Genomic DNA, 4,368 nt, shown 5'->3' with positions numbered 1-4,368 from the left:
GCCAGCCGGTGCGCGAGGGCTTCACCGCCACCGAGATCCTGCGCGAGGCCGACGGGCGCTTCGCGATCCTCCTCGGCCCCGAGGTCGAGCCCGGCAACTGGCTGCCGAGCCCGCGCGCCAGCGGGCCGATCCGGCTGGCGCTGCGCCTCTACGACACCCCCGTGGCCGCCAGCGCCGGGACGCTCGACCGCGACGCCGTCCCGGCCATCACCCGGACGGGATGCGCCTCGTGAACCTGCGCGTCATCTACGCCACCGCCTGCGGGCTGGCGCTCGCCGGCATCGTCCACGTGGCGACGGTGCTCGCGATTCCCGCCCTGTCGGAGACCGACGCCCTCACCCGCGCCCGCTCCAGCGAGAGCCTGGAGCACCCGCAGCGGGTCTACACGCTGGCGACCCACGGCGAGGCGGCGCCGGCCGAGGCGTGGCTGCCGATCCCCGACCCGTCGGTCGCGGTCGGCGTCTGCGCCTACGACCTGGACGACGGCCCGATGCGCGTCTCGGCCCGCACCGGCGCGATGATGCTGTCGCTGGCGGTGCACGGGCGGAAGGGCGCCTTCTACGCGGTGACCGACCAGGCGGCGGTGCGCGGCGCCCTCGACCTCGTGGTGCTGACCCGGGCGCAGTACGACGCGGCGCTCGCCAGCGACGACGAGAACGAGCCGAGCCGCGACGTGCGCATCGTCGCCCCGAGCGACCAGGGATTCGTCGTGGTCCGCGTCATCGCCGCCCTGCCGAGCCAGCGGCAGGCCGCCAACGACGCGGTGCAGGCGGTCTCCTGCACCACCGACAGCCCGGACGAGCCGGATCCCGACCCGGCGCCGGCCAGCGCAGCGCCGGCAAGCCCGCCGCCCGCAAGTCCCTCGCCGACAAGCCCGCAGCCGGCCGGTCGCGCCAAGCCGAACGGCTGACGTGGAGCCGAACGGCCGACGTCACGCCGTCGGCGCCGGCCGCTTCCGCGCGAAGTAGGCCCGGCGCTCGGCCTCCGACCGGTTCACGGCGGCGCGGACCTGCAGCAGGTCCTTGCGCGTGACGAGCCCGACCAGCGCGCCGGTCTCCGCATCGGTCACCGGCAGGCGGCCCTGGCCGGTCGTCAGCATCAGGTCGACGGCGTGCGCCGCGACGTCGCCCGGATGGACGACGGCCAGCGACCCATCCGAGACCCGCTCGCTCAGCCGCTCGCCCGCGCGGTTCCCCTCCGCCCGCCACAGCAGCGCGTCGCCGCGGGTGACGAGGCCGACGGGGCGGTGCGCGCCGTCCACCACCGGGTAGGCGTCGTGGCGCCCCGCCTCCACCGCCGCGACCGCCTCGGCGAGCGTCAGGCCGGCGTCGAGCGTCTCGACCGCGGGCACCATCACCGCGGCGACGCGGGTGAGCTCGTAGGGGTCGATGCCGTATTCGCGGGTGATGTGCTGGCCGCGCCGCGCGATCTTCTCCGTCAGGATGGAGCGCTTGAGCAGCAGCACCGTCACCCCGTAGGCGGCCGCCGACGCCGCCAGCAGCGCCGGCAGCGCGTGGACGTCGCCGGTCAGCTCGACGGCGAACAGCGTGCCGGTGAGCGGCGCCCGCATCGTGCCGCCGAGCATCGCCGCCATGCCGAGCAGGGCCCAGAACCCGGGCTCGCCCGGCAGCACCGACCCGACGAGCCAGCCCATCGCCCCGCCGAGGATCAGCAGCGGCGCGAGCACGCCGCCCGAGGTGCCGGACGAGAGCGCGACGAGCCAGATCGCCGCCTTGACCAGCAGGATCAGCAGGACGGCCCGGACCAGCATGTGCCCGCCGAGCAGGTCGGCGATGACGTCGTAGCCGACGCCGAGGGCGCGCGGCTCGACCAGCCCGCCGAGGCCGACGGCGAGGCCGCCGAGCGCCGGCCACCACATCCAGTGGATCGGCAGGCGCTCGAACGCGTCCTCGATCGCGTAGAGCAGCGTCGTCAGCACGCCCGAGAGCAGCCCCGCGACGACGCCGACGGCGACGCAGGCGGCGAGCCCCCACCACGGCAGCACCGGGTCGGCGGCGAAGGGGAAGAGCGGGCCGGACCCGAACAGCGCCGGCCGCAGCATCGTGGCGGTGACGGCGGCGGCCACCACCGGGATGAAGCTGCGCGGGCGCCACTCGAACAGCAGCAGCTCCACCGCGAGCAGCACCGCGGCGACCGGCGTGCCGAAGATCGCGGTCATGCCGGCGGCGGCGCCGGCGACGAGGAGCGTCTTCCGCTCGGCGGCGCTCAAGTGGAAGAACTGCGCGAACAGCGAGCCGATGGCGCCGCCGGTCATGATGATCGGCCCCTCGGCGCCGAACGGGCCGCCGGTGCCGATCGAGATCGCGGACGAGACCGGCTTCAGCACGGCGACCTTCGGCGACATGCGGCTGCCGCCGATCAGGATCGCCTCGATCGCCTCGGGAATGCCGTGGCCGCGGATCTTCTCTGAGCCGAACCGCGCCATCAGGCCGATGACCAGGCCGCCGAGCGGCGGCACGCAGACCATCCAGAGCGACGGCGTCGCCCGCGCCAGCGAGGTCGCCGTCGTGTCGACCCGGCCGAACCAGACGAGGTTCGTCACGACGGCGATCAGCGCGAGCAGGGCCCAGGCCGCGACCGTGCTGCCGAGGCCGATGATCACGGCCATGGCGCAGAGGCGGACGAGGCGTCGGTCGGTCCGGAAATCGCCGAGAGCCCGACGCCCGGCGGGCGCGGCTGGCTGGGTGGCCTGCATGCGGTCGAACCTCCTGTAGGATGCGGTGACGCCCGATATATATCGTAATACGATATATTAAACCCCTGACCGGAGATGCCCGATGGATTCGGATGCGGGGCCCGTCCTCTCGCGGGAGGCCTATGCCGCGATCGCGCGCTTCCGGCTGGAGCTGCGGCGCTTCCTCGCCTTCAGCGAGGCGGCGGCCGGCAAGGTCGGCCTGCCGGCGCAGCAGCATCAGGCGCTGCTGGCGATCGCCGGGCATGACGGGCCGCCCACCGTGGGGTTCGTGGCCGAGCAGCTGCTGATCGCGCCGCAGACCGCGGCGGAGCTGGTCGCGCGCATGGTCGACAAGGGCTTCCTGACCAAGGCCGCGGAGGCCCGGGACCGGCGCCGCATGGCGCTGACGCTGACGCCGAAGGCGATGGCGGTGCTGCAGCAGCTGACGACGGCCCACCTCGCCGAGCTGCAGACGCTGGAGCCGGCGCTGGCCACCGCCCTGGCCACGGCCCTCGACCGCGTGCACGGCCGGCCCGACGCCGGGTGCCCTTGAGGAGCGCCGGGCTTGCGGAACCGGGGCGCTCCGGTCCGAATGCCGGGCGGAGCGGCCGCGGGCCGGCGGCGCGGGAGGACGACCTCGATGATCGAGCTGATCCCGCGGGCGCACCTGTTCGGCAACCCGCTGCGGACCGCCTACCGGATCAGCCGCGACGGGACGCGGCTGGCCTGGCTCGCGCCGGTCGAGGGCGTGCTGAACCTCCGGGTCGGGCCGGCCGGCGACCCGGCTTCCGGCGCGCCGGTGACCGCGGACCGCCACCGCGGCATCCGCGACTACGAATGGGCCTATGATGGGCGCCACCTGCTCTACCTGCAGGACACGGACGGCGACGAGAACCACCGACCCGCTGGCCTACGCGGTCGACCGCGCGCGCTCGCCGGTCCACCGTCGCCGACCGGATCCGGGTGCCGCTGCTGATCGCGCAGGGCGCGAACGATCCGCGGGTGCGGCAGGCGGAATCCGACCAGATGGTCGCGGCGCTCGTCGCCAAGCGCATCCCGGTCACCTACCTGCTGTTCCCCGACGAGGGCCACGGCTTCGCCCGGCCGGAGAAAAGCCTCGCCTTCCACGCCCGGGCCGAAGCCTTCCTCGGCCGCCACCTCGGCGGCCGCGTCGAGCCGATCCACCGGCACGAGGCCGAGGGAAGCGCGATGCGGATCCTGCGCGACGATCCGCCGGCCTGAGAACGGTCGCCTGCGCCGCGACGCGATCCCCTCACGAAAGCGTGTGGCGATCCGCGGCCGAATTGTATGGATTTTGTATTCAAACCGGCAACCTTCCGACCGGTACGTTCGTACCGATGGCATGGTCAACGACAATGTGCATTCCCTGCAAGCGATCGCCGACGCCCTCGGGCTGCCCGTGGAAGCCTTCGCGGCCGGAGCGCACGGGGACCGAGCGCAAGGGGCCGGAGAGCGAGAGGCCGGAGAGCGAGAGGTCGGAGCACAGTCGGCCGGCGAGCTCGGCGAGCTGGCGTCCCTGCTGCAGCTCTGGCTCTCGATCCGCGATCCCCAGGCCCGGCGCCGCGTCCTCAACGCGATGCGCGGCGAAGCGGAACGCCCGGGCAGCGGCGGCTGAGCCGGCGCTGCCCGGGCGTTCCGCTTCGCCGCGCATC

7 protein-coding genes are annotated in these 4,368 nt (G+C 74.3%); 5 read left to right on the top strand and 2 right to left on the bottom strand.

Translation table 11 applies throughout. The features are described from left to right. The coding region (locus FV230_RS25240; RefSeq protein WP_147844348.1) for a DUF1214 domain-containing protein at positions 1-233 on the top strand (233 nt) is incomplete at its 5' end. Then, positions 221-910 (top strand): hypothetical protein, encoded by a 690-nt coding sequence (locus FV230_RS25235; RefSeq protein WP_246694996.1) that lies wholly within the window; start codon positions 221-223, stop codon positions 908-910. The genes FV230_RS25240 and FV230_RS25235, both read left to right, overlap by 13 nt. A 21-nt stretch (positions 911-931) precedes the next feature. Here FV230_RS25235 and FV230_RS25230 read toward each other — a convergent pair whose 3' ends face one another. Then, a complete protein-coding gene (locus FV230_RS25230) occupies positions 932-2,716 on the bottom strand; it encodes a chloride channel protein (protein WP_147844347.1) in 1,785 nt (594 codons plus the stop codon). Between the two features lie 82 nt (positions 2,717-2,798). Between FV230_RS25230 and FV230_RS25225 the strand changes: the two genes are divergently transcribed. From FV230_RS25225 to FV230_RS25215, 3 genes are all read left to right on the top strand, one after another. After that, positions 2,799-3,248 carry a helix-turn-helix domain-containing protein gene (locus FV230_RS25225; protein WP_147729017.1) on the top strand — a complete coding sequence of 150 codons (450 nt, stop codon included), beginning with the start codon at positions 2,799-2,801 and terminating at the stop codon, positions 3,246-3,248. Positions 3,249-3,335: 87 nt separating this feature from the next. Further along, positions 3,336-3,671, top strand: coding sequence for a hypothetical protein (locus FV230_RS25220; RefSeq protein WP_147844346.1), 336 nt, complete (start codon positions 3,336-3,338; stop codon positions 3,669-3,671). Beyond that, on the top strand, positions 3,659-3,937 hold the full coding sequence (locus tag FV230_RS25215) for a prolyl oligopeptidase family serine peptidase (RefSeq protein WP_246694995.1): 279 nt from the start codon (positions 3,659-3,661) through the stop codon (positions 3,935-3,937). The genes FV230_RS25220 and FV230_RS25215 overlap by 13 nt, the downstream gene beginning before the upstream one ends. Positions 3,938-4,016: 79 nt before the next feature. Here FV230_RS25215 and FV230_RS30380 read toward each other — a convergent pair. Further along, on the bottom strand, positions 4,017-4,368 hold a 352-nt coding region (locus FV230_RS30380), incomplete at its 5' end, for a hypothetical protein (RefSeq protein WP_210248657.1).

The sequence above is a fragment of the Methylobacterium sp. WL6 genome, assembly GCF_008040095.1.
GTDB lineage: Bacteria > Pseudomonadota > Alphaproteobacteria > Rhizobiales > Beijerinckiaceae > Methylobacterium.
This window is presented reverse-complemented; position numbering and strand designations above follow the sequence as displayed.

Coding starts and splice junctions, on each gene's coding strand:
- FV230_RS25235 (WP_246694996.1), top strand. CDS start 221: ATGCGCCTCGTGAACCTGCGCGTCATCTACGCCACCGCCTGCGGGCTG.
- FV230_RS25230 (WP_147844347.1), bottom strand. CDS start 2,716: ATGCAGGCCACCCAGCCAGCCGCGCCCGCCGGGCGTCGGGCTCTCGGC.
- FV230_RS25225 (WP_147729017.1), top strand. CDS start 2,799: ATGGATTCGGATGCGGGGCCCGTCCTCTCGCGGGAGGCCTATGCCGCG.
- FV230_RS25220 (WP_147844346.1), top strand. CDS start 3,336: ATGATCGAGCTGATCCCGCGGGCGCACCTGTTCGGCAACCCGCTGCGG.